Here is a 24,414-nt window from a genome sequence, read left to right as displayed (position 1 = left end):
GGCGCTTAAGCGCACTGCTTTATCCATCAATGTTTGTTCAGGTATTGAATTATTTGAATATTGTTACACATTTAATCACATATCCAATCGGGTGTCAACCATCGGTCACAACCTACCAGACCGGCCAGCAATCTCTGCACAGTGCACCTGCTCTCCGTATTCGAGAGTCAACTTACTGCGCACTTGCGGCAAATTGGTTCTGATACATGTGATTATAAAATCCATTCCGTGCAATCAATTGATCATGTGTACCCTGTTCTGTAATCTGCCCATCTTGGATGACCAGAATCGCATCGGCCTCCTGAATCGTGCTCAACCGGTGGGCAATAACGAAGCTGGTTCGGCCCTTCATCAACGTCTTCATCGCCTCTTGAATATGGAGCTCCGTGCGCGTATCAACGCTGCTCGTCGCCTCATCGAGAATCAGGATGCACGGATTAGCGAGCACCGCACGTGCAATCGTAAGAAGCTGGCGCTGCCCTTGACTCAAATTGCTGCCTTCGGCACTCAGTTCCGTGTCATAGCCGCGTGGCAGCTTGCGGATGAAAACGTCCGCGTTCGCCAGGCGCGCTGCCTCTTCGACCTCCCGATCTGTCGCATCCAATCGGCCATAGCGGATGTTATCTCGGATCGTACCCGAGAACACATAGGCATCTTGCAGCACGAGCCCGATCTGCTGGCGAAGCGCCTGCTTATCCAGCTGCTGAATGTCCTCGCCGTCGATCGTAATGCGCCCCGAACGGATATCGTAGAACCGCGTCAGCAGGTTGATCACTGTCGTTTTGCCCGCACCAGTCGGACCGACAAGCGCGATCATCTGGCCTGGATGCGCATGGAGCGACACGCCTTTCAACACATCAACCTCAGGCTTATAGCCGAAGCATACATCCTCGAACACAACCTCGCCATGAATGAGCGCCTGCTGAGACTTCGGTGCAGTGTCGTCTGAGATTTCCGGCTCCAGATCAAGCACTTCGAATACACGCTCCGCGCCTGCAATTGCGGACTGGAACATGTTGTACTGGTTGGCGAGCTGGTTGATCGGCTGGCTGAATTGGTTGGAGTAGTTCAGGAAGCTGACAATGACGCCAACCGTGATCATGTCGTGATACGCGAAGACCGCACCGAATACCGCGATAACAAGGAAGCTGATGTTGCGCATCGTATTCATCATCGGGCCCATCGAACCGGACAAACTTTGCGCCTTCACACCGATTGCGCGCAGTCGTTCGTTGATTTCACGGAACTGCTCGACCGCTTTCTCTTCCCTGCCGAACACCTTCACGACCTTAAGGCCCGAGATGTTCTCCTGCACGAAGCCGTTCACCTCGCCTAGCTGCTTCTGCTGCTCCGAGAAGTAGTGGCGCATGTACTTCGATATCCGCTTTGTTATAAATGCAACCAGCGGTATCGTAAGCATCGTAATGAGCGTCATCCAGAGGCTTAAAGTGAGCATCATAACCAAGCTGCCCACAAGCATCAGTACACTGGAGATAAGCTGTACGACTGTCTGGTTAAGCGTGTTGGATACGTTCGAGATATCGTTCGTCGTCCGGCTCATGAGTTCACCGTGCGTCTTTTGGTCAAAAAATTGTACAGGCAGCCGCTGATATTGGTTGAACAGATCCTCCCGCATATCGCGCACCGTGTTCTGTGATAGACTCGAAGCCATGTATTGCTGGAACCAGGTGAATAACGCACTAAGCAAGTATACGCCTAGCAAAATCATACCCATTCGCACGAAGCCGTCGAATTGCTTCGGCATGACGTAATCGTCGATCATTCGTCCGATCAGATAAGGACCTAGCAGTGCGAAGACAGATGTCAGCACCGTACACAGAATGACCCAGAACAGCGCCTGACGTTGCTGCTTCAGATAGCCCCAAATGCGACGCATCGTGCCCGATGCGTTCTTCGATCGCACCTTCGGTACCCCTGCATGCTGAGGTCCGCCGCCCGGGCGGAAGCCCATCTGATCAAAGTTCGAAGATGCCTTATTGGTGGATGCATTAGGATCGGAAGGATTGCTGTTTGCCACAAGACACCTCCTGCTTGCCGTATTGCGATCGATAAATATCCTGATAGACGTCACACGTCGCCAACAACTCTGTATGCGTACCTCTGCCAACAATCTCGCCCTCGTCGATGACGAGAATTTGCTGCGCTTCCATCACCGACGAGATGCGCTGTGCAATGAGGAATGTGATATTGTCTTCCGTCAGTTGCTTCAACGCATCGCGAAGACGTCTCTCCGTAATAAGGTCGAGTGCGCTCGTGCTGTCATCCATGATGAGAATCGGCGGTTTAACGAGCAGCGCCCGAGCAATCGACAACCTCTGCTTCTGCCCGCCGGATAGGTTGACGCCCCGCTGGCCAAGCTTCGTGTCGTAGCCTTCCGGCAGCTTGCTGATGAAATCATGCGCCTGCGCCGTCATTGCGGCAGCTTCGACCTCTTCCTGCGTCGCATTCGGCTTGCCGAACGCAATGTTATCGCGGATCGTACCAGTGAACAGAAACGCATCCTGCAGAATCATGCCGATCTGCCTTCGCAGCGTGAGCAGCGGCAGCTCACGGATATCGGTGCCATCGATCTGGACGGAGCCAGATGTTACATCGTACAGTCTTGGCAGCAGCTGAACGAGTGTCGATTTACCTGAGCCTGTCGCCCCGATAATCGCAACCGTTTCACCGCGCCGCGCCTCGATGTTGATATCCTTCAGGACAAGATCCTTCACTGCGGTAGAACCGTTGTAAGAGAAGGATACTTGCTCCAGCTTCACATGCTCCGCAGCGATCGGTGCCGCCTTCTCCTGCTTGGATTCTTCGATTGCGGAGTGCGTATCGAGTACCTCGCGGATGCGCTTCGCCGATACGTTCGCTTGCGTAACGTTCATGAGCAATCCGCTGACCATAACAAGAGAAGAGAGCACTTGCACCACATAGTTAACGAAAGCAACCAGGTCGCCGACTTTACCCAAGCCCGACGATACTTGATTACCGCCATAGAGAAGAATAGCCACAAGGCACCCGTTCATAATAAACGTAACGATCGGGGAGTTGAGCGCGATGAAGCGCGCCGCCCGAATCGAGATTTCCGTATAGTCGCGGTTAACGGCTTGGAACTGTTCTTTCTCATAGCCGGAGCGTACGAATGCTTTGATGACGCGGATACCGGCGAGGTTCTCCTGAATGCGCGTGTTCACGGCATCCAGCTTCGTCTGTACAGCCGCGAACAGCGGCGACGAGGACCGAATTAATAAGACCAATACGATAATAAGGACGATTAATGTACCCAGAAGAACGAGTCCGAGCCGAAGGTTAATGATAAGCGCCATGACGACGCTGCCGATAAGCAGACTTGGCGCCCGCACCAGCCCTTGCAGCGCCATCTGCAGCAGGTTCTGCACCTGCACAACATCGTTCGTCATCCGTGTAATGAGCGAGCCGGACTTGAACGTATCCATGTTGTCGAACGAGAAAGTTTGCACCTTCTTGAACAACGCCTCGCGAATATCTGCGCCGAAGTTCTGGGATGCGCGGCTGGCGAACAAGTTGCATCCGACGCCCGTGACAAGCGAGAGTACGGTGACGACAGCCATTAGAATACCTGTCCGCTCGATCACGTTGAAGTCCCGTGCGACAACACCGAAATCGACGATATGCGCGGCCAGCTTCGGCTGCATCAGATCGAAGAATACCTCCAGAATCATGAACAACGGGCCCAGTATAACGAATTTCAAATAAGGCTTAATGTACGAAGCTAGTCCCCACATGGCTCACCGTCTCCTTCTCCGACCGGCTCCACCTGCTCATCCTCAGCCGTCTCCGGAGCCGGCTGCAGCTCGAAATGCCTTGTATATTCCTCAATTACAAGCTCGATCGCCTTCAGTTCACCAAGCACTACCTGCCGAATTGCCTCCAGCTCAGGAGCGTTCAGCTGCTGCCTTAATGTCTCGCGTCTCACGTGAAGCCGCTCTAAAAACTCAATCGCCCGTCCTCTGCGGAACGTCTGTGCACCATGGTGGTGATGGTGATGCCTTCCCCGATGCCCTTTATTTCTTCCGCCTCCATGCCTGCCTTCGGACATGGGGCCTTCTTGTTCTCTCATCGTCACACTTCCTTATGCATACATTTGTATACAAACTAATGTATACAAATGTATGCAATGTGTCAAATACCATTGTTTCCTCTCATCTAATGAGAATCGACCGCAGGAGAGCGGCATTGTTGCAACTATCGGTTATACCTATGCTCTGCACGCTTCTAGCCGCCTAGCCCCTGGCATACGTTATACCAATTATTTGGGCACAGGAGGCTCTACTTATGGTCAAGCAGCCTAACATCCTCCTTCTTCTCGTCGACGAAGAGCGGTATCCGCCTCCCTATGAGAATGCGGAGATGAAGGAATGGCGCAGGAACAATCTTCTCGCGCAGCAATGGCTGAGAGAGAACGGATTGGAGTTCCACAGCCACTACATCGGGAGCGCAGCGTGTGCGCCAAGCCGAACCACCCTGTTTACTGGCCAATATCCGTCGCTGCATGGGGTTACGCAGACGGACGGCATCGCCAAGCAGGCGGCTGATTCGAATCTGTATTGGCTCGATCGGAATACAGTGCCGACGATGGGCGATTATTTTCGAGAGGCGGGGTATGAAACCTACTACAGAGGGAAGTGGCATCTGTCCGATGAGGATATTATGATCCCGGGGACGAACAATGCCCTGCCAAGCTATGATCCGACGGGAATGCCGAATACGGATCAACATTTGTACAAGGAGGCCGATCGGCTGGAGCCGTTCGGCTTCTCAGGTTGGATTGGCCCTGAACCGCATGGCCGGAATCCGCGCAACTCCGGGTCGTCCGCCGGCTACGGAGCAAGCGGCAGGGATGAATTTTATGCAGATGAGGTTGTGAGATTAATCGGTGAGCTTGATCGCAAGAGCAGCAGCGGTCATCGCAAGCCGTGGCTGATTACGGCCTCGCTCGTCAATCCGCATGATATCGTTCTATATGGCGACTTGACCGCCCGTCTGCCGCAGTTCCGATTCGATGTGGATCCGTCAGTACCAGAGGTTGCGCCGCCTCCTACCCTGCACGAGAATCTTCAGACGAAGCCTCAATGCCAAGCCAGCTACCGCGACCTATACGCAGTGGCGCTGCAGCCGATTACGGATCGTTCGTACTATCGCAGGCTCTATTATCAACTGCAGAAGAACGCCGACCAGCAGCTGCAGAAGATTCTCGGGGCGATCACCCATTCCTCCTGCTTCGAGAATACGATTATCGTCTTCACATCCGATCATGGCGATCTGCTCGGCGCACATGGCGGGCTGCATCAGAAAATGTACTGTGCATACGAAGAGATGCTTCACGTTCCGCTTATTGTTTATAATAAAAAGCTTATTCCGCACGCCCGCTCGGTTAATCGAATGACGAGCCACCTCGATCTGCTGCCAACGCTGCTCGGGCTGGCGAGCATTTCGGCTGAAGGCGTTCGGGGTAGGCTGCAAGGCCGCTTCAGCGAAGCGCGGCCGCTAGTTGGACGCAATCTTAGTCCCCTCATAGAGCATGCGTCGGGAACGGTAAGCGAATCGCCGATCTACTTCATGACCGACGACGATATGCTGCGCGGGCAGCACCAGATCAGCCCGCTTGGCATTCCTTATCCACCCGCCGCGCAGCCGAATCATATTGAGACGGTCATTACAACCCTGAAGCGCAATGGCCGAAGCGAACGATGGAAGCTCTCACGCTACGCGGACGATCCGAAATTCTGGAGCACGCCCGGCGTACAGGACGCCACCTATTGGCCAGCTAGAACTGCCCAGAATCCAGCCGAGATCGCGTGGGTTCCTAGGATCAAGATCACTCCCGTTCCAGATGAACACGAGCTCTACTGCCTGACCGATGACCCGCTCGAGACTCGCAATCTCGCTCATCCCGCTTATTCGGACGCCTACTCCGATGTGTTCGCATCCATGATGAGCGTGCTTGCCAAGCAGCGCGCATTAAAACGACTAATGCCTCGGCAGACACGTTAACGACAAAGAGACCGCTGCCTTATCCGCAGCGGTCTCTTCCCATGCCATACTTCTTACGCTTATTCATTCCTTAGCAAAGTCTCAAGCCGATCGAAGTTCTGCTCATTGCCATCGATGCAGTATGCTTTCACTTGCTCGAATACCTCCGCGCTCTTAAACAGCTGGCGGAACGTCACCAGCGTGCCGCCATCCGCATCCTCGAAAGTCGCCGTCACTTGAAATTCCGGCGTTTCGTTATGACGCAGAACAATGCGTTCATGGGGGACAAGCTCTACGAACGTATTATGATTCGGATAGTCGACGCCGTCCGGTCCGTGCATGATGAACCGCCAGTCGCCGCCTGGGCGCGGGTCGAATTCGTGGAACGTATTGGTGAAGCCATTAGGCCCCCACCAACGAGCGAGAAGCTCGGGCGTCGTCCACGCTTCATAGACTCGTTCCTTCGGTACGTCGAATTGACGTGCGGTGATGATCTCATTTTGCCCCACAACCGATGTCATGGTCTTCGCCCTCCTTAAAGTGCGTATTCAACTTCTTAAAGCGACTTGCCGAGTGCGTCCAGCATCTCGCCCGTACCGTGCTCGCGGATCTCTGGCGTATCGTGACCGTCGAAGAACGCGCCTTGCTCGGTGAACACCAGCTTCGTGCCTTCCTCGACCGGAATGAGCTCTATCGTTGTGAGCGAAGCGGAGATACGCGTCTCTCCCATATCCAACGTGTACGAATAGACGATGCGCTGCTCAGGTACGATCTCTTGGTAGCAGGCATCGAACGTGAAGATTGGGCCTTCCGGCGGCCCGCCGCTGCTGTATTCTCGTCCACCGACACGGAAATCGAATACTTCGGCCTTCGAGAACCATCGAGCTTTTGCCTCAGAGTCAGACCAAGCTTGGTAGACGCTTGCCAGCGAAGCGTTGTAGGTGCGCTCCACCGTAAATGTTGCGTGTTTGACGAATCGTTCGGACATCGTTATTCCTCCTTCGTATGGTTGCCTTCATAATCACGGACAATAAAATTTCCTAGCGCATTCAGCCGATGCTCCCAGTTCTTCTGCCGCTCAATGACGACCTTCTCATGGCTGATTCGCATCGCCTGCAGCAATCCCGTAAAATCATCAACCGTCAGCGGAGCTTGTCCCTGCATCCGCTTGGATACATGCTGAAGCTGCTCCAACAGCTGTTGCTGCTGCTGAATCTGCTCCTTCACCCTCGTCATCTGGAGCTTCACAATCTCTGCCGGGCTAATCTGTTTCCCTTCGAGTGCCGACTTGATCTCTTCGAGCGACAGTCCCAGCTCCTTCAACGATACGATCTGCTGCAGGCGCGACAGGTCCGATGCGTTGTACAGTCGATGACCGGAGTCGGTCTGGCCCGATGGCGAGAACAACCCGATTTGATCATAGAACCGCAGCGTGCGAACCGTAAGCCCTGTCAGCTCAGCCAAATCTCCTACTTTCCAATATTGCGTCATCACAGATCCCTCGTTAGCGCTAACTTGTTTACCGGTATCTTCACTATAAAAGATGACGTAACGTAAGGTGCAAGTGTTTTCGGATAAAAAATGAAAATAATTTCCTGAGAAATAATCCGCCCGACTCCGACAGCAGACTAAACCTTTTGCTCGCTGTATGCACAGAGAGGGTCTTCGTTCCATTCTAATGATTTATTAGACTAATTCGGGATAAACGTCAATAGACATAGGAGTGGATGATTGTGGTTCAGTATGCGTGTAGAAGCACTTGCGTGGGGAGCCATTCAACGGACCATTAAAGAGAGGGGGGCTAGGTCGGATAAAGGGGTATTCCCAATGTATTCATCAAGCTGCTCCGTAATGCCTCTAGTAACATTGAAGGACTTTTATTTATGAGCCTGATAACAGCCTTGTCTCCTTGAGGGCTATGTTAAGACCGGGTAATCGCGAGACTTCAATTTGATATTTGAGGAGGGATACCTGTGTTACCGAGTCAAACAAAAAGCCGGATGCCTTTCGAGGAATTTGTGAACTTCCCGCTGACCTTCGTGCCTAATGTCGGGCAGTCCCGTAGAGAAATCCACTTTCTGTCCAGTAAACCAGGATGTCAGATTGGCTTCTCCTCGGATGAGGTTCTATTTGTATTTACCAGAAAAAATGAGCTGAATGAGTCGACGGGCACAGCGCTCTCCTTGCAATTTATCGGTGCGAATGGGTCCCCTCGAATCACAGCCCGTCGCGAGGACTCGAATAAATCCCATTATTTCATGGGCAATGATCCGACGAAGTGGCGTACAGACATGCCGAACTATCGGGAGATTGTCTATGAAGAGCTGTGGCCAGGCGTTGACCTTGTCTTCTACGGGGACACTGGAAAGTTCAAATACGACGTTGTGGTAAAGCCTGGCGCCAATCTCGAGGATATCCGGTTCGTATACCGCGGTGCAGAACGGTTATCCCTAAATGAAGAGGGCGATCTTCAGATCCACACCCCGTTAGGCATCCTGGTGGAGGAGAGACCCGTAAGCTATCAGATGATTAATGACCGCAGGGTTGCGGTGGAGAGCCAGTTTCTTTTGCCCGACGGGCAAGAATCTAGCGTCTACAGCTTCGCAGTCGGGGAAGACTACCGGCCGGACCTTGAACTCATTATTGATCCGATGTTCCTGCTCTATTCCACTTACCTTGGCGGAAGCGATACGGATATCGGTTTCGGCATTGCAGTAGACAATCAGGACAATGCCTATGTAACGGGGCAAACCTTATCCCTAGACTTTCCAACCACTCCTGGCGCATTCCAACCTGGCAAAGATGGATCCTCGAGCGTATTCGTGACCAAAGTGAATGCAGCTGGCACAGCGCTCGTTTATTCGACTTTCCTAGGGGGCATCAGTTCGGATCTGGGCCGCGGCATTGCGATTGACAGCGCGGGCAGCGCTTATGTGACGGGGCAGACTCTTTCCCCCGACTTTCCGATAACGGCAGGCGCGTTTCAGCCATTCATCGGTGGAACCCAAGATGCATTCGTGATCAAATTAAGTCCGAGCGGGGGCTCTCTGGTCTACTCCACGTTTCTCGGCGGAGAAGGCGTGGATACTGGCTTCGCTATCGCCGTAAACAGCGCAGGGAACGCTTATGTTGCGGGAGGCACATCCTCCTTCAATTTCCCTATCATCAACGAGCTCCAACCTTTTATCGCGAATGAGCATGCTTTTGTCACCAAATTCAATGCTGCTGGCAGCGCGCTTGAATTTTCCACTCTGCTTGGAGGCATAGGACTTGACGAAGCACACGGTATCGCAGTCGACGGATCGGACAGCGCATACGTCACAGGCACTACCACATCACCAGACTTTCCAACGACGCCTGGCGCTTTTCAAATCTCGCTGACCGGCGTTATAGCTGCTTTTGTATCGAAAATAGGTGCGTTCGGATCCGTCCTAGAATACTCCACCTATTTAACCGGCAATGGCGACGATGAGGGCAGGGGCATCTCGGTCGATGAGCTGGGTCAGGCATACGTGACCGGAAGCACCACTTCGTTTGATTTTCCGACCACGCCAGGAGCGTTCCAACAGGGGTATAACGGAGGATCCTCCGACGCTTTTGTAACAAAGCTCAGTCCTCAAGGCAATTATTTGGTCTATTCGACTTTTCTTGGTGGCAGCGAGTCGGACGCAGGCAATGGCATAACACTGCTGAACGGCTTTGCTTATGTAACGGGAAGCACCACATCGTTCAACTTTCCTACTACGCCTGACGCATTCCAGCCATCTTCCCACGGCGGCGGTGATGCTTTCATTTCGCAATTGAACATTCAAGGCAATGAGCTCGTATTCTCTTCTTACATTGGGGGCAGCTCGAGCGATGTGGGCAACGCCGTTGCCGTCGACAGCTCAGGTTGCGTATTTGTAACCGGTCAAACCTTTTCCGCCGATTTTCCGGTTACGCCTGGCGCATTTCAGCCGTTCTTGCATGGGGGCAGCGATGCCTTTGTAATCAGGATTTGTCTGAGCTTGGGGACAGGCGTTATTAAATTTCCGGACCGTTTCGAGGTGCTTCGCGGCGAAACCGTAACCTACACCATCGAAATCCAGAACCCTAGCGCGGCAACGCTAACGAATGTGCATGTTCAAGATCCGCTGCTCGGCATTTTTGAAACCATACCCGAGATCCCTCCTTTTTCTGTCCATGTCATCAAGTTTGAATTTACGGTTCCTTTCGATCAACCTTTGGGAATCATCAGAAATACAGTGTTCATTACCTCCGATCAATTCGGAGAGCCCCTTACGGCCGATGCGGAAATTCTCGTCACGGGATCTCCGGTGCTCGTAGCTAACAAGACGGTTAATCCGCCTGCCGCTTTCCCGGGGGATACCGTCGTCTTTACGATTACGCTGGAGAATCACGGAGATGCCGATTTGGTTAATGTCCATCTTATCGATCCGCTCCTCGGATTGGACCAATTATGGAGTAACATTGCGCCCGGAGAAGTGAATGTCATCGATTGGCCGTTCGTCATTCCCCCGGATGCGCAAGCAGGCGTCACGATTGTCAATACCCTCAAGATTACTGCTGACAACCTGCCTAATCCAGAGGAAATCGGCACGACGGTCGAAGTGTTGCCGGTTCCTAGGCTGGAGATTACGAAGACAGCCGATCGAAACTTCGTTTCCCCTGGCGAGTTTGTTAACTATACCATCACGATCAGCAATACCGGCAATGCGGACCTTACGAACATCCAAGTGTTCGAGGACCTCACCGGCGAAAACTTCCATGTTCCTGTCCTTGGCGTCGGGCAAACGATCCAGTTCCATGTGTCCTTCTTCGTCCCGTTCGAGATCGAACCTATTACGTTTGTTAATACGGCAATCGCCTTCGCGGATCAGATCGGCGAGCCCGTATCCGATAGCACGGAGGTGACGGTGCTCGTAGATCCTCGACTAGGGGTCCGCAAGATTCCGGATACGCCTACGGCCGTGATCGGACAGACGATTCAATACATCATTACATTGGAAAACATAGGGAATGTGCCGCTAACCAACATTAGAATCTTTGATCCGGTCCTCGGGATCGACTTCGTGGTGCCTATCCTTCATGTAGGGGAAGTTCAGGATCATTTGTTTGCATTCACCGTCCCTCGTGATACGCCGATCGGATCGGATATTGTTAATATTGTTACCGTTCAGTCGGATCAAACGGGCCCAGAGCAAGCCGAATCGATCGTTATAGTGGTTGGTACCGGTCTGTCGCTTCAGAAAGAATCGAGCCTAGCAGTGGCTGAGCCAGGGGACACGGTGATTTACACGTTGACCGTAACGAATCTGCTCGATGTTCCTCAGACCAATGTCGTACTGTTCGATGCGCTGCTGGGACTTAGCGAGACGATCCCCGTCCTGCTTGGGGGCGAGACGATCGCTCGCACGTTCTCGTTTACCGTACCGGTGGATACAGCGCCCGGCACCGTTATCCTGAATACGTTCGTCGTCAGTTCGGATGAAACGCCGCAGCAGGAAACGATCAACGAGGTCGTAGTGGTAGAACCGCCGGGACCGGCGTTGCTCATTCAAAAGCTTCCCGACCGCAATTCAGCCCCACCGGGCGAGACGGTCACTTATACGCTGATCATTACCAATCTGCGCAATTTCGCGCAGACGAACGTCGTACTGCTGGATGAGCTTGTGGGATTTAGCGAGACCATCCCTATTCTGCTTGCGAATGAGGTTGTTACTCGAACCGTAACCTTTACGATTCCGAGTGGCGCGATAGCCGGCAGCATCATTCGAAATACGTTCATCACAAGCTCGGACCAATCGCCGCCGCAGGAGACGATCTCCGAAGTCATTGTCGAAGAATTGCCAGGGCCTGCGCTGCTCATTCAAAAAGTTTCCGACCGCAATGCGGCCGCTCCGGGCGAAACCATCACCTATACGTTCACCGTAACGAATCTGCGTAATTTCGCACAAACAAACGTTGTGCTGACGGATGCGCTGCTTGGGCTGAATGAGGTGGTCGCAGAATTGCCGGCAAACGCAACCATTACCCGGATACTGACGTTCACTGTGCCCGCAGGTGCAGTGCCGGGCAGTATCATTCGAAATACATTCATCGTTAGCTCGGATCAATCGGAACCAGCTGAAACGGTTAATGAGGTGGTTGTTCAATTGCCGCCGGAGCCAGCTCTTCTGGTTCAGAAGCTTCCTGACCGGAATACGGTGACACCAGGCGACACCATCACTTATACGTTGATCGTTACCAATCTGAATAATGCTCCACAGACGAATGTCGTGTTGACCGATGTGCTGCTTGGGCTGAGCGAAACAATTGCGGAGCTGCCGGCGAATGGCACCGTCACCCTAACCGCAACATTTGTCGTTCCAGCAGATGCGTTGCCAGGAAGCATCATCCGCAATACGCTTGTCGCTAGCTCGGATCAGTCGCCACCAGCGGAGACGGTTAATGAAGTGATCGTGATCCAGCCTGTTGTACCAGCGTTGTTGGTCCAGAAGATTTCGGACCGGAATACAGCGGCACCAGGCGATATCATTACGTATACGTTGACCGTAACGAACCTGGTCGGCATCCCGCAGACGAATGTATCATTATCCGATCCGCTGTTGGGGCTGCGCGAGACGATTGCAGAGCTGCCGGCGAATGCGACGATTACCAGAACCGTGACGTTCATCGTTCCAGCGAATGCGGTGCCGGGCAGCGTCATCCGCAATACATTCATCGCCAGTTCAGACCAATCGCCGCCGCAAGAGACGGTTAGCGAGGTGATCGTAACCCCTGCGCAGGTGACGACATTAGTCGTGCGCAAGCGTTCAGATCGAACTGCCGCGGAGCCGGGCGAAACGATCCACTACACCATTGAAGTCACTAACACCGGCGGGATTCCAGCAACCAACGTCGTCGTCCGCGACTCCTTAACAGGCCAATCGTTCACGATTCCGGTCATTGCGTCGGGCGAGACAGAGCGGGTGAATTTCACATTCACTGTACCGGCGGGCACGACATTCGGCAGCATCATCGCGAATCGAGTCACCGTCACTTGGGATGAACAGGCACCTGGTTCCCCGCCTGTGCAAGACGAGGAGAGAGTTGCCATTGCCGATCCCGTTGAACTGCCGGAGCTTAAGATTGAAGCAACCCCTGAAACGCCAAAACCAGGGGAGACCGTGGTCAAGACCATCACCGTCACCAATATCACGAACCAAACGTTGACGCATGTGCACGTTTCCGATTCTCTGCTTAATTTCCGGGCCGTTATTCCAACGCTTGCGCCTGGAGAGAGACATGTATTCTCGCTTCAGTTGCCGATACCGCCCGGAACGCGAGGAGCGACTCTATTCCGCAACATCGTTACGATTTTCTCTGACCAGACACCTCCTCAGCAGCAGGAAGTCGTGATCACGGTGCAGTCACTGCCGGATGCTTCTTTGACCGAAACGGTCGATCGTCCAACGGGAAGTCCGGGCGAGAAGGTCGTGTTCACCATTCGAGCATGCAACACAGGAAATGTGCCGCTCATTAACGTTCGAATCGTTGCCCCGCTGCTCCGCATACAACTGCTTATTGAAAGGCTTGAAGTCGGGGCATGCGAGACGCTGCGAGTCCCCTTCGTACTTCCTGATGTTGAAGAGGACACGATCTTCGTGAGCCCCGTGACACTCACCTCGGATAACGGTCCGACTCGTACAGCCAGCGCATCGGTGCAGGTCATTGCCGAAGAAGAAGAGTAGACGATAACTGGACTAACGCATCCGTCAGAACGAGGCTCTTGCACGGTTCATCGAAGTAGACCCCATATAGAGCAACATAGGATTCAAAATGACCAGCCCTCCAGCGACTATATCCGCTGGAGGGCTGGTTTCTTTCTATTGAGCAGCGTATCCTTCGTATCGGGCTAACAGTGCAGCGAGCCTCGTTCGGATCGCTTCCTTCAGTTCGTACGGCTCCTCTAAGGCAACCTCGTCGCCCAAGCCAATCATAAATTCCGCATAGAATGTCATGTCATCTCGAGAAACGTCCTTATCGATCACGCCGCTGCCGTCTTCCCGTACTTGAAGCAGCGGAGCGAGCCATAACTCGGATTCACAGCGCTGAACGCCAGTCTTGCTTAGTACCGCCCGGAGACGAATCGGGTCTCTTGGCTGGCTGGCATCCCTCCGACTAAGACGAACATCCTTGAGCTGCATCGGCACTGTCCCTGACGTATCGTACGCCGCCTCGCGAATTCGATCACATCGGAATACGCGATAATCCTGCCGATTGAAGCAGTAGGCTGTGCAGTACCAGAAGCCGTTATTCGCATAAATGCATACCGGCTGAATCCGGCGACTCTCTGCTCCCCGCTCCTGCGACTCGTATTGAATGACGAGTACGCTCTGCTTTATGGCAGCATCCAGCAGTTCCGCTAGGCATGGCGCGTCGCTCCATCTCGTCGGCGCCACGAAGTCGACCCGGTCCTTCATGCTATCGATCCGGTCTCTTACATCGCCAGGCATATGCAGATAAAACTTGCTAAGCGCAGATGCCGATTCTGCTTCGAAAGGCAGCGATGAATAATGACGCAGCGCATGTACGGCGAAGAACATCGCCACCGCCTCGCCTTCCGTGAAGGCGATCGGCGGAAGCACTCGTTCTCGTACGACCTGATAGCCGCCATGCGGCCCTACCTCGGAATATAACGGAACGCCAAGTTCGCTGAGCTCCTGCAAGTCCCGCAGGATCGTCCGCTTGGACACGCCGAATTCATCCGCAAGCTCTTGAACCTTGAACCGCCTCTTGCGGTTGACGGTCATCATTAATTCCATCAATCTCTTGGACTTCGGCAACCTGGACCACCTCCCTCCTACCTTATTCCGAGTTGATGACAAAGTCTGTCACCATTATACCGTACGATAGGTGCGTAAGGACCTAAACAAGTAGGAGTGATCCATCGTGCGGAAATTTACTATGTTATTCTTCATCGTCATGTTCATGATCGGAACCGATACGTTCCTCATCTCGCCGCTTCTTCCGACCCTTCAGCATGAGTTTGGCGTATCGACCGACATCGCCGGCTGGATGCTTGGCGCCTATACGCTCGGCTCCTCCATCTTCGCCCTCATCGCCGGCCCATTATCCGATGGCTGGAACCGCAGAACCGTCATGGTGTGCGGCTTGCTCGGCTTCTCGATCTCCACCATCCTGTGCGGCTTCGCTGACAGCTTCTGGACGATGTGTTTATTCCGCTTCCTCGCTGGCGTCAGCGCCGCGTTCACAGCACCGCAGGTGTGGGCCTCTATCCCGGCCGTCATGCCTCCCGCAGCCATCTCGCGGACGATGGGCATCGCCTTCTCGGGTCTCGCCACGGCCCAAGCGCTTGGCGTACCTATTGGAAGCTGGCTTGCCGCTGCTCACTGGTCGGTACCATTTTGGACCGTCGGCGGAGTTTCGCTGCTGCTATGCATCGGCGTATTCTACATGCTTCCTGATATCAAACCGCGTACGGCGCCAAGCGGTCCAACTGTGATCCTTCGCCGATATGCACCGCTCATAAGAAGCGGCAAAGCAAGAGGCGGTTTCTTCGCTTACCTTCTCCTACACCTGGGCAGCGGTACGGCTATCGCCTTTACAGGCCGATGGTTGGCCGATAAATTCGAACTTCATGTGGGGCAGATCGGTAACGTTATGATGTTCCTCGGGTTCGGGACGCTTCTCGGCAGTCTGGTCAGCGCCTATGTCGTCCGAATGCTCGGTGCAATAAGAGCTGTCACGACGGGCATGCTCTTGGTCGTCGTGCTGTATGCCGTTATGCCTCATATCGCCAGTCTGTCCGTTGTGACAGCCAGCTATTTGGTCATTTTCGCAACACTGGGTATCATCTTTCCGATCGCCATGGAGGGTCTCACTTCGCTGAACGCCTCCATTCGCGGTACGATCTCCAGCCTTGCCAACGCAACGATGAATGGGGCGAACACGATTGGTGCATGGGCAGCCAGTCTTCTCTACGTCCAACTCGGCGGCTTCTCGTCGATCGGTTATTTCGCCGGCATCTGTCTTGCTCTGTCGCTTGCTGCCTTCTTGCTCAGCGGCGTTCTTCGCCGGGAAGCTAGTATACCAAACAACGAGAAGGTACTATCCGGACAAGAGGTCCGCCCCTCCTGACAATAAAAGCCCTCTGGCGGCTATTGCCGCTAGAGGGCTTCTGCTTATTCAATCGGACCAAATATATCGATCGTAATGCGACCTTCCCTGCCTTCGTTGGCGAAGGCGTACTTCTCGATCACCATTGCGTTCGTGTGCTCCTTCAGTCCATGTTCTGCACGATAGCGATGCAGCTCCCCGTACGGATCAGGCTCCCAAGGCGATACGCCATCATACTCGGCCCTCAAGTACGTATGCGCCGCCACCGAGAAGCCCATCATTCCTTCTGGTACATGCGTGAGACTGCTCACCTGCATGCAGTAGAAGTACGTGAACATGACTTCGCAGCTGTACCATGGCGCATAGAAGTAGTCCGGGTCAATGACGTTCTGGATTTCTGCCCTTCTGCGCATGAAGGCCTCTTTCACTTCGCCAATACGACTGAAGTCTCCATGCTTAAACGATACGTTGACGATCATGCCGACAAACTGCAGCTCCGGCAAATCTTGACGGCTGATCGGGATGGCTTGCTGAATCATTTCCGATTGATTCGACATTTCATTCGTCCCCTCTTCGCGCTTAGTTGGCGATTCGTCTCATGTGGAACATAACTTCAAGGATAGAATTGCTGACGAGATGCAGCTCGAATGCCGCCTGTCCAGGCACTAGAATACGCGGGGGCTGCACAATCAGCGGCTTCGTTACACGCACCATAATACGCGGTTCGTCTGAAATTCTTCATTCACCCCGCACTATCCTGCTCGGCCGACTGCCATTCACAGTACATAAACAGCACACCGCCCTGCAGCTCCGCGGTCAAACGGCCGTTCATCTTGTGCATCAGGCTCTTCGCAATCGATAGGCCGAGTCCCGTTCCCCTCTCCGTCCGCTGCTGATCAGCCTTGTAGAACCGATCAAACAGATGCGCTAGATCCGCCTGCAGCAGACGCGGAGCGGAGTTATGAATCGTGAGCCGCACGGAGGAGGAGCCAGCCGTACGTTCCAATTGAATCGAGACGTCGCCAGCCGAGTATCGGATGGCATTCGTAACGAGATTCTCGATTACCCGCTTCACCGCCGAGGCATCGGCCACGACGCAGATCTCCTCCTCGGGCAGACGGATAATCGGTTCAATATGCCGCTGGTTGAACGCCTCATAATGACCGACTAAGCTCTCCAGCACAAGCTCGCCCAACGTTACCTTCTCCATGCTCAGCGCATAGTCCGGCGATTCGATGACCGACAGCTCGAAGAAATCCTCGAGCAGCGCTTTGAGTCGGAGTGCGCTTTTGCGGACAACGGCTGTATATTCCCGCTTCTGTGTCTCGGACAGCTCCTCGCTCTCGATCAGCTGAACGTAGCCAAGAATCGATGTCATCGGCGTTCGGATATCATGCGAGATATGCGAAATCGCCTGCTTGAGCTCGTTCTCCGTCCGCGTCTTCTCCGCGTTCGCCTGCCGGGTCCGATCAATCTGCCGATTGATCTGCTCGGCCAACGCCTCCATGTCTCGATCCTGAACGATGACATCCAGCTTCTTCGCAGTCCTGCCGTCATTCCACTGCTGCAGCTGCCGCGTCGTTCTTCGGATTTCACCTTTCAGCCGATACGACAAGACGAGCGCCAGCGCGCCCGTTATCACACCTAAACCTGCGATCCAGAACATGCTTAGCGCTCACCGCCTGTTGTTTATTTAATTTCTTTTCTCTGAAAAATACGGCAGCCCAACCACCCGAAAACAACTATCGTAGCGATCGGAACAGCAAGCTGCGTAAACCATTGGCTTCCGTCCAGCGACTTCACGTCCGCAATGCTAAACAACAGCTTGAACACGGAGTAATCCCATAGCGGCTCCAGGAAAGTCAGCTTCGCGCTGAGCGCTTGGAGCAGCGAACCGAAGAACATAAAGAATATCAGAAGAAAGCCGATCGACTTGCCGCTTTCGGTGAACAACGTCGCGAACAGCGTCATGATCGAGCCGAATGCGGCAGCATACAGCAGCGTCAGCCCGACAGTCTGTAAGACGAATACGCCATCCGGCAGATTGGCGAAGCCAACATATATGCCCACTCCGCCTGTCATCAGCAGCAAAGGCAGCATAGATAGAATGGCCGCCCCTATCGTGAATACGGTCAGCTTCGCTGCATAGACCTGAATTCTGCTGTTTCCGGATGATACAATGCTCTTCATCGTACCGGTCGCATATTCTCCTGAAATGAAGAACCCGGCTAGAATGCAAGGTACGAGCTGCATAAATTGAAAATTAATCCCCAGTATATCGTTGGCATACAACGAGTCGAGCTGAAAATCACCGTCATAGATGCTGTCGGCCATGTACAACAATGAGATAGCCGTCAGAATCCAAATAAGCGCCCGGAACGACCGATCCTTCCGCAGCTTGAACCATTCCGCCTTGATGAGGTTATTCATGTGCAGCACCTCCGATCCGGCTGGTGAAATAGGCCTCAAGATCGGCGCCCATCGGCATGAACTGCTCAATGACAAGTCCGCCGCCTACCAGTGCAGTCGATACTTTGCCCGGCGTGTGTACGAATTGGAACAGCTTGATCGTCCCATCCGGACTTACCTCGTAATCGGTTGTGCTCAAAGCTGTCTCAATGACAAACGCCGCTCGATGCGGATCGTCCACCTTAATATGCAGATACTGCTGACAGTTCGCATTAAGCTCGGCTGCCGTTAACTGTTCCAGCAGACGTCCGTGATGAATGATTCCGAAGTGGGTGGCCAGCAGATGAAGCTCGCTTAGAATGTGGCTGGAGATCAGAATCGTAATGCCATATTCGCGATTCAACTTCATCAAGAGCTGGCGAATCTCAACGACGCCCATCGGGTCGAGTCCGTTAATCGGCTCGTCGAGGATCAGAAACTCCGGATCGCCGAGCAGCGCTATGCCTAGCCCAAGCCGCTGCTTCATGCCTAGCGAGAAGTTCTTCGCTTTCTTCTTCCCTGTACCCTCCAAGCCGACAAGCTCGAGCGTCCGCTTCACACACTCGCGCCCCGGGATGCCCTTCAGCAGCCGGTGTGCCTCCAGATTATCTGCCGCGCTCATCTGCGGATAAAGCGCCGGCCCTTCAATGATCGAGCCGATCCGGCGTCTTGCCTCGGTCAGTGCCTGCCCGCCTGTCGCGCCGAACAGCTCAAGTTCCCCGGATGTCGGGAACGCAAGGCCTGCGGCAAGACGGATCATCGTCGATTTGCCAGCGCCATTTTGCCCAATGAATCCGTAGATCGCACCTTTCGGAATGGCTAGATTCACTTGGCGAAGCGCCCATTGCTGCTTATATTGTTTGGAGATCTGGTTCGTTCTCATTACGTATTCGCTCATGGTTCTCCTCCTTCTGATGATGTTTCCCAGTATAGAGAGGAAAACATAAGCAGCGCTTAAGACAACTCTTAAGAAAAGCTTAAGTTCGAAGCCGGTAGCCCATACCCCAGATCGTCTCGATATATTCCTCGTTCGGATTCGCGCGCGACAGCTTGTTTCTCAGATTGCTCATATGTACGTTGATCGTATTATCGTCGTCGTGAAATTCGTCTCCCCACGCGCTTCTGTAGACGTTCGCTTTGGTGAATACCTTCTTCGGGGAGGATAGGAAGAGCAGCAGGATGCTGTATTCCCGTGCGGTTAATGTGATTGGTTGACCTCCGACGCTGACCGTCCGTGCCTCTGGATCAACGACGATGTCTTTATGACGAAGCTCCTTGGATGATGACGGTTCGGCTGTGCGGCGAGACCTTCTGAGCTGGGAATCAATCCGTGCCGATACTTCCTCGATGTCAAAAGGCTTCGTAATATAGTCGTCTGCCCCCGTTCGCAGCATGTCCACTTTCGTTCGCTGATCGAGCTTAGCCGAAATAATAAGCACCGGCACGTGGCTTGCTTCGCGTACCCGGCGCATAACGTCTTCCCCGCTCATCCCGGGAAGCATCAGATCGAGCAGCACCATGTCCCACGTTCCGTTAGCCAGATGCAGCAGCGCTTCCGTGCCCGAATACGCCGCCTGCGGCTCGTAGCCGCTCTTGCGAATAATGCTGCACAACAATGCATTAATATCGTTATCGTCCTCGACAACGAGGATGCGGATTGGCGTCGTCATACGTGTGTATGTGCTCCTCTCTAGTCCGTTCATTCGCTCGGGTTCTACCAACTATTGTAGAGGAATGGCGGAGCTCCATTCAATTTGCATTTTAAAAAACGACTGCCCCTATCTTTCAGGTGCAGCCGCATGTATCAGTCATATTGTCTCTTGCTCCATACTGTCTAGGAGACCCGTTCAGAGCGGTACGGCTAAACTCATTCCTCCGCGTCTATTAATGAGTATGATGTGGGGTTTATGGATTAGACAGAGACGGCTAGCGTTCCCCCTTATCCGTCCCTTTCTGTTTCTCCTTCAACGCGCCGGAGCCAATTCCACCGATCACCATCAACGCGAGCGGCCCGATATTCCAAATAAACTTATCGTTAAATGCCGGAACAGCGAGGCCAATCACTTTGTCCAACACAAGAAAGACCAGTTTAATAATCATAAGCACCAGGCCAATTACGAAAATAATATCGAACGACATTTTCAATCTGGCATTCACTGGTTTATTGTTGTCTTGATTCAAAACAGTTCACTCCTTAACATGGAAAGCCCAATATGTCCGCTTGATCTTGTTCATGGATACGGGTACGGTTATCCGATTCAATTGGAATACAGACGAAAAGTCCACCGAAGAGATGGACTTTGCAGTTGGAACACTTAACTTCTATTTTATTGGAAATTGCAGCCTTTGTATACAAGGGCTTAATAATTGGAACGGTTCCAGCTCTCCATAAGCAGTTCACCGTTAATGCTCATGGCTGCCATCGCCCCTGTGGATGCCGCTGCGATAGCCTGATACATTTCCGTTCCGGCATCGCCTGCACAGTAGACACCAGGCACATTCGTTCTGCCGAGCGCGTCGGTAATAACCGATCCCGTCTCCTTCATCTCACAGCCGATGGATGCAGGCAGTTCAGACCCTATCGTAAGCTGCGGCGCGAAGAATATGCCCGTGCACGATACCGATGTGCCGTCCTCCAACTCTACACGCTCGACTTTCCCGTCATTCGATACGATGGAACGAATCGGCGCATCGTACACAGGCACGCCATGCTGGCGCAGCTCCTCGCGTTCTTCTTCCGTCAACTCGTCCGGCCCGTTGGTGCAAATCGCGTAACGACTGGACCATCCGGGAATCATTTTGGCCAAATGAAACGCCCCTGCCCCCTTCGCGATGATCACGAGCTCTTGGTCCTGCAGTTCCCAACCGTCGCAGTATGGGCATACGAACGCACTCTTGCCATACACGTCTGAGAGTCCAGCGATCGGCAGCGGAATATCTTTCTTCCCGATTGCGAACAATATCTTCCGGCTCGTATAGGTCTGTCCCTGAGCGGTTGTAATCATGAATTCTCCATCGCTTCCCTCGACCGATACTGCTGTTTCTGCAGCAAATTGTACCGTTGGGTACTCGCTAATTTGCTCCTTCGCAATACGCCGGAACTCGCTTGGTTTGATCCGATCCCGTGATAGGAAGCCGTGCATTTCATGCGTTACCGCATTGCGCGGCCGTGAATCATCGAGCACAAGAACGTTCTTTCTTGCTCTGCCTAGTGCAAGCGCACCGCTTAGTCCTGCCGGGCCGCCGCCGATAATAATGCAGTCATACTTGTTCATTTGTAAGTTCCTCCTTGAATTTAATTAAAGATATTAAAGACTCTCTATATCTATAATAGGAGCAAGAAAAAACGGAACTTAATCCGTTGCAGGCAGACGTCTTGCGACATCAACCAATTTCTTGCTTGCGAGCAACTGCTCCATCTGACGCTCTGCATCCAATACGACTTGCTGGATCAAGCATTCATCCCCATGGTCCAAGCTGCATTCCAGCAAGCTTGCCGTTCCTTCAATCGCTTGAATGACATGGAGAAAAGAGATTTCGTCCTGTGCCTTCCGCAGCCGATAGCCGCCGTTCGCACCTGGCGTTGAGACAATAAGTCCCGCTTTGACGAGCTTCGTCATCAGCTTCGAGAGATAGGTCGGCGATACGCCCAGCTTCTCCGCTAGCTGCTGCACGCCAACCGGTTTATCCGGCGCGGATGCTACGAGATAGAGCATCGCATGAAGCGCGTAGTCGGTTGCTTGGGAATATTTCATGATGGGTCAACCTCCATTAAGGACTTTATGTATCTATAATAGCGTTAATGTGTGCGGAAGGCAAGCGCCTCATTTGATAGCCCAGGAATTGAGGCCGGGACTGCCTTTCAGATTTCGATTTCGTTACCTAACGCAGCACCCTGTGCTGGGTGCCTCTACCTTCATGCAACAGCAATAGCCTGCTGTAACGCGCCTAACGGATGCGATAGTGCTTATTTACGCTTATAAGACGATTTCCGAATTGTAACGGTTGTGCCCGGATTTATTGGCCTCATTTCCATTCGTTATAGGGCGGATATGCTCAATTAGCCATCATTCAGAACCGTTAAAGTGTGAAATCCTTGCTTTGCAGCCAAATAAGCTTCTGTCGCAACCGTTAGGCTACACGTGGATAGCTTTTAAAGTCTCGACGTATTGCAGTGTCTCTTCGCCATAGCTAAATATCAGAAGTTCCTTAAGTTGCTGACTGCCAGTTACAGCGCATGATCCATCAGAGGAAGCTAAATGATCTCTTTAGTTCGCTTTCTCTTATGTACCGCCCACCTGAATGCTTTGCATCGTACTCAATATATTTTTTAAATATGAACCTGTTTTAAGTTCCTAGATCTACTCATAGTTTCTCTTTGGACAAGTGTCAACCAAAAAAAGGTTTCTCAAAATCATCCTTTAATTGTAATATTATAGTATAAATAGGATGAGGAGAGGAACTCAAAATGCTGACCGATCCCGAGGCACGTAGATTGCTTGATGCAGTCAAAACATTAGTTAGCGCAAACAAAATTAATTTCCCCTCACTACAATCATATATAACTTTAGAGGCTTCCTCCTCTCAAACAAGTGATAGGTTTCAAATTGATATCCAACGCAAAACATTGAATGTAAAAAAGTGCACTTATCAAACCAGATATAAAAAATCTATTAATCTTCTAAGAATTGATATCGAAGGACCAGCTCATCCTAATCCCGATGGAACTGAAATCCCATGTCCGCATATCCATATATATAGAGAGGGTTATGATGATAAGTGGGCCTATCCTTTGTCAAGTGAAATTATTACAGATCCCAATGATTTAGTTCAGGTATTAATTAACTTCCTAGAGTATAATAATATAAATAAAATACCTGAAGTAATTAGCCAAATCGAGGTGAACTAATTTGAGTTTGGTTGAACAGTTATCTGACTCGTATGTCAGTTGGCTTAAGCAAAAAATAACGTTTAAAGAGCTAGAAAATGCAGTTGAGATAACTACTCCTTTTATGGACAGGCACAATGATTACCTACAGATTTACGTCCAACAGACGGGCACTAAGTTAACCCTAAGTGATGCAGGGTATATTCTAACTGACCTAAAACTTTCTGGCTGTGATGTTTTTTCGTCACCAAAACGAAAGAAGCTTTTACAAACCATTCTTAATGGATATGGTGTTAAGGTCTCCCCAAAAGAAGAACTATTCGTAGAAACAACAGTAGAGGCCTTTCCACAGAAAAAACATATGCTAGTTCAATCAATGATGACGGTGAACGACATGTTCATGACATCTAGAGAAAACGTTCAAAGTATCTTTCTTGAAGAAGTAGATCAGTATCTATTCGATAACGATATACGATTTGTGGAGAACATCAGCTTTACAGGAAGAAGTGGCTTTCCCCAAACTTTTCATTTTGCTGTACCTAGATCGAAGCAATTCCCTGAAAGAATACTTCATGCGCTTAATAACCCGACAAAACAAAATTCAGAAAACCTTCTTTTCGCATGGGTCGAGACCAAAGAAAACCGGAGACCAGACTCTAAACTTTTCGCTATACTAAATGACTCAGAAAAATCTATACGTCCCGGTATAATTAATGCATTTAATGAATATGAAGTTCAACCGATATTATGGTCAAAAAGAAATGAATACATTGATCAATTAACGGGATGAATCCACTCTGGCATAGATTGTCAGAGTGGATTTCGTATTTTTGAATATATTGACTTCTCTTCGTTTAATTACGATAAATAGTGTAACAACCTATTCGCGGATTACGCTAGTACCGTCACGCTCTTCCTAGATAAATAGTGTACGT

21 protein-coding genes are annotated in these 24,414 nt (G+C 52.1%); 5 read left to right on the top strand and 16 right to left on the bottom strand.

The window, feature by feature from the left end; translation table 11 throughout:
- Positions 1-172 precede the first annotated feature (172 nt).
- From H8B09_RS17245 to H8B09_RS17235, 3 genes are read right to left on the bottom strand one after another with little or no spacing between them, the layout of a single operon-like run.
- The gene (locus H8B09_RS17245; RefSeq protein WP_318152647.1) at positions 173-2,038 is read right to left on the bottom strand and encodes an ABC transporter ATP-binding protein; all 1,866 of its coding nucleotides are present in this window, start codon (positions 2,036-2,038) and stop codon (positions 173-175) included.
- Positions 2,010-3,773 (bottom strand): ABC transporter ATP-binding protein, encoded by a 1,764-nt coding sequence (locus tag H8B09_RS17240; protein WP_191204793.1) that lies wholly within the window; start codon positions 3,771-3,773, stop codon positions 2,010-2,012. Before H8B09_RS17240 ends, H8B09_RS17245 begins: the two co-directional genes overlap by 29 nt.
- Positions 3,761-4,108 (bottom strand): hypothetical protein, encoded by a 348-nt coding sequence (locus H8B09_RS17235; protein WP_191204792.1) that lies wholly within the window; start codon positions 4,106-4,108, stop codon positions 3,761-3,763. The genes H8B09_RS17240 and H8B09_RS17235 overlap by 13 nt, the downstream gene beginning before the upstream one ends.
- Before the next feature lie 215 nt (positions 4,109-4,323).
- Between H8B09_RS17235 and H8B09_RS17230 the strand changes: the two genes are divergently transcribed.
- Positions 4,324-6,042 (top strand): sulfatase-like hydrolase/transferase, encoded by a 1,719-nt coding sequence (locus H8B09_RS17230; protein ID WP_191204791.1) that lies wholly within the window; start codon positions 4,324-4,326, stop codon positions 6,040-6,042.
- Between the two features lie 59 nt (positions 6,043-6,101).
- Here the strand turns inward: H8B09_RS17230 and H8B09_RS17225 are convergent, their stop codons facing one another.
- Genes H8B09_RS17225 through H8B09_RS17215 form a run of 3 tightly spaced genes read right to left on the bottom strand, consistent with a single transcriptional unit; the run spans position 6,102 to position 7,512 of the window.
- Positions 6,102-6,542, bottom strand: a complete 441-nt coding sequence (locus tag H8B09_RS17225) for an SRPBCC family protein (protein ID WP_191204790.1) — start codon at positions 6,540-6,542, stop codon at positions 6,102-6,104.
- Between the two features lie 35 nt (positions 6,543-6,577).
- A complete protein-coding gene (locus H8B09_RS17220; protein WP_191204789.1) occupies positions 6,578-7,009 on the bottom strand; it encodes an SRPBCC family protein in 432 nt (143 codons plus the stop codon).
- 2 nt (positions 7,010-7,011) lie between these two features.
- A complete protein-coding gene (locus H8B09_RS17215; RefSeq protein ID WP_191204788.1) occupies positions 7,012-7,512 on the bottom strand; it encodes a MerR family transcriptional regulator in 501 nt (166 codons plus the stop codon).
- 482 nt (positions 7,513-7,994) lie between these two features.
- Between H8B09_RS17215 and H8B09_RS17210 the strand changes: the two genes are divergently transcribed.
- On the top strand, positions 7,995-13,754 hold the full coding sequence (locus H8B09_RS17210; protein ID WP_191204787.1) for a CLIPPER-2 domain-containing protein: 5,760 nt from the start codon (positions 7,995-7,997) through the stop codon (positions 13,752-13,754).
- Positions 13,755-13,889: 135 nt separating this feature from the next.
- On the opposite strand, the gene H8B09_RS17205 is transcribed toward H8B09_RS17210, so the two are convergent.
- On the bottom strand, positions 13,890-14,849 hold the full coding sequence (locus H8B09_RS17205; protein WP_191204786.1) for a helix-turn-helix transcriptional regulator: 960 nt from the start codon (positions 14,847-14,849) through the stop codon (positions 13,890-13,892).
- 106 nt (positions 14,850-14,955) lie between these two features.
- Between H8B09_RS17205 and H8B09_RS17200 the strand changes: the two genes are divergently transcribed.
- The gene (locus H8B09_RS17200) at positions 14,956-16,164 is read left to right on the top strand and encodes an MFS transporter (RefSeq protein ID WP_191204785.1); all 1,209 of its coding nucleotides are present in this window, start codon (positions 14,956-14,958) and stop codon (positions 16,162-16,164) included.
- A 44-nt stretch (positions 16,165-16,208) separates the two neighbouring features.
- Here the strand turns inward: H8B09_RS17200 and H8B09_RS17195 are convergent, their stop codons facing one another.
- The 9 genes from H8B09_RS17195 to H8B09_RS17160 form a co-directional block, all read right to left on the bottom strand.
- Positions 16,209-16,700, bottom strand: coding sequence for a GyrI-like domain-containing protein (locus H8B09_RS17195; RefSeq protein WP_191204784.1), 492 nt, complete (start codon positions 16,698-16,700; stop codon positions 16,209-16,211).
- 22 nt (positions 16,701-16,722) lie between these two features.
- Positions 16,723-16,857, bottom strand: coding sequence for a hypothetical protein (locus tag H8B09_RS30885; protein ID WP_263576138.1), 135 nt, complete (start codon positions 16,855-16,857; stop codon positions 16,723-16,725).
- 28 nt (positions 16,858-16,885) lie between these two features.
- Entirely contained in the window at positions 16,886-17,809 is a 924-nt protein-coding gene (locus H8B09_RS17190; protein ID WP_191204783.1) for a sensor histidine kinase, read from the bottom strand.
- 23 nt (positions 17,810-17,832) lie between these two features.
- On the bottom strand, positions 17,833-18,573 hold the full coding sequence (locus H8B09_RS17185; protein ID WP_191204782.1) for an ABC transporter permease: 741 nt from the start codon (positions 18,571-18,573) through the stop codon (positions 17,833-17,835).
- Complete coding sequence (locus tag H8B09_RS17180) at positions 18,566-19,489, bottom strand: ATP-binding cassette domain-containing protein (protein ID WP_191204781.1); 924 nt, start codon at positions 19,487-19,489, stop codon at positions 18,566-18,568. Before H8B09_RS17180 ends, H8B09_RS17185 begins: the two co-directional genes overlap by 8 nt.
- Before the next feature lie 79 nt (positions 19,490-19,568).
- Positions 19,569-20,261: a response regulator transcription factor gene (locus H8B09_RS17175; protein WP_191204780.1), complete on the bottom strand. Its 693-nt coding sequence runs from the start codon at positions 20,259-20,261 to the stop codon at positions 19,569-19,571.
- Positions 20,262-20,517: 256 nt separating this feature from the next.
- The gene (locus H8B09_RS17170; protein ID WP_191204779.1) at positions 20,518-20,772 is read right to left on the bottom strand and encodes a hypothetical protein; all 255 of its coding nucleotides are present in this window, start codon (positions 20,770-20,772) and stop codon (positions 20,518-20,520) included.
- Between the two features lie 179 nt (positions 20,773-20,951).
- On the bottom strand, positions 20,952-21,866 hold the full coding sequence (locus H8B09_RS17165; protein ID WP_191204778.1) for an NAD(P)/FAD-dependent oxidoreductase: 915 nt from the start codon (positions 21,864-21,866) through the stop codon (positions 20,952-20,954).
- A 78-nt stretch (positions 21,867-21,944) separates the two neighbouring features.
- A complete protein-coding gene (locus H8B09_RS17160; RefSeq protein ID WP_191204777.1) occupies positions 21,945-22,346 on the bottom strand; it encodes an RrF2 family transcriptional regulator in 402 nt (133 codons plus the stop codon).
- A gap of 713 nt (positions 22,347-23,059) precedes the next feature.
- Here H8B09_RS17160 and H8B09_RS17155 point away from each other — a divergent pair.
- Positions 23,060-23,500, top strand: a complete 441-nt coding sequence (locus H8B09_RS17155; RefSeq protein ID WP_191204776.1) for a DUF6978 family protein — start codon at positions 23,060-23,062, stop codon at positions 23,498-23,500.
- A 1-nt stretch (position 23,501) separates the two neighbouring features.
- The gene (locus tag H8B09_RS17150; protein ID WP_191204775.1) at positions 23,502-24,269 is read left to right on the top strand and encodes a DUF1829 domain-containing protein; all 768 of its coding nucleotides are present in this window, start codon (positions 23,502-23,504) and stop codon (positions 24,267-24,269) included.
- Positions 24,270-24,414: the final 145 nt, after the last annotated feature.

The sequence above is a fragment of the Paenibacillus terricola genome (assembly GCF_014779765.1).
Classification (GTDB): domain Bacteria; phylum Bacillota; class Bacilli; order Paenibacillales; family Paenibacillaceae; genus Paenibacillus_T; species Paenibacillus_T terricola.
This window is presented reverse-complemented; position numbering and strand designations above follow the sequence as displayed.

What these genes read in the sequence shown, in the direction of transcription:
- H8B09_RS17225 (WP_191204790.1), bottom strand. Translation starts at nt 6,542, where the DNA reads ATGACATCGGTTGTGGGGCAAAATGAGATCATCACCGCACGTCAATTC.
- H8B09_RS17235 (WP_191204792.1), bottom strand. Translation starts at nt 4,108, where the DNA reads ATGAGAGAACAAGAAGGCCCCATGTCCGAAGGCAGGCATGGAGGCGGA.
- H8B09_RS17185 (WP_191204782.1), bottom strand. Translation starts at nt 18,573, where the DNA reads ATGAATAACCTCATCAAGGCGGAATGGTTCAAGCTGCGGAAGGATCGG.
- H8B09_RS17220 (WP_191204789.1), bottom strand. Translation starts at nt 7,009, where the DNA reads ATGTCCGAACGATTCGTCAAACACGCAACATTTACGGTGGAGCGCACC.
- H8B09_RS17155 (WP_191204776.1), top strand. Translation starts at nt 23,060, where the DNA reads ATGCTGACCGATCCCGAGGCACGTAGATTGCTTGATGCAGTCAAAACA.
- H8B09_RS17215 (WP_191204788.1), bottom strand. Translation starts at nt 7,512, where the DNA reads ATGACGCAATATTGGAAAGTAGGAGATTTGGCTGAGCTGACAGGGCTT.
- H8B09_RS17180 (WP_191204781.1), bottom strand. Translation starts at nt 19,489, where the DNA reads ATGAGCGAATACGTAATGAGAACGAACCAGATCTCCAAACAATATAAG.
- H8B09_RS17175 (WP_191204780.1), bottom strand. Translation starts at nt 20,261, where the DNA reads ATGACGACGCCAATCCGCATCCTCGTTGTCGAGGACGATAACGATATT.
- H8B09_RS30885 (WP_263576138.1), bottom strand. Translation starts at nt 16,857, where the DNA reads ATGGTGCGTGTAACGAAGCCGCTGATTGTGCAGCCCCCGCGTATTCTA.
- H8B09_RS17165 (WP_191204778.1), bottom strand. Translation starts at nt 21,866, where the DNA reads ATGAACAAGTATGACTGCATTATTATCGGCGGCGGCCCGGCAGGACTA.
- H8B09_RS17160 (WP_191204777.1), bottom strand. Translation starts at nt 22,346, where the DNA reads ATGAAATATTCCCAAGCAACCGACTACGCGCTTCATGCGATGCTCTAT.
- H8B09_RS17190 (WP_191204783.1), bottom strand. Translation starts at nt 17,809, where the DNA reads ATGTTCTGGATCGCAGGTTTAGGTGTGATAACGGGCGCGCTGGCGCTC.
- H8B09_RS17240 (WP_191204793.1), bottom strand. Translation starts at nt 3,773, where the DNA reads ATGTGGGGACTAGCTTCGTACATTAAGCCTTATTTGAAATTCGTTATA.
- H8B09_RS17230 (WP_191204791.1), top strand. Translation starts at nt 4,324, where the DNA reads ATGGTCAAGCAGCCTAACATCCTCCTTCTTCTCGTCGACGAAGAGCGG.
- H8B09_RS17195 (WP_191204784.1), bottom strand. Translation starts at nt 16,700, where the DNA reads ATGTCGAATCAATCGGAAATGATTCAGCAAGCCATCCCGATCAGCCGT.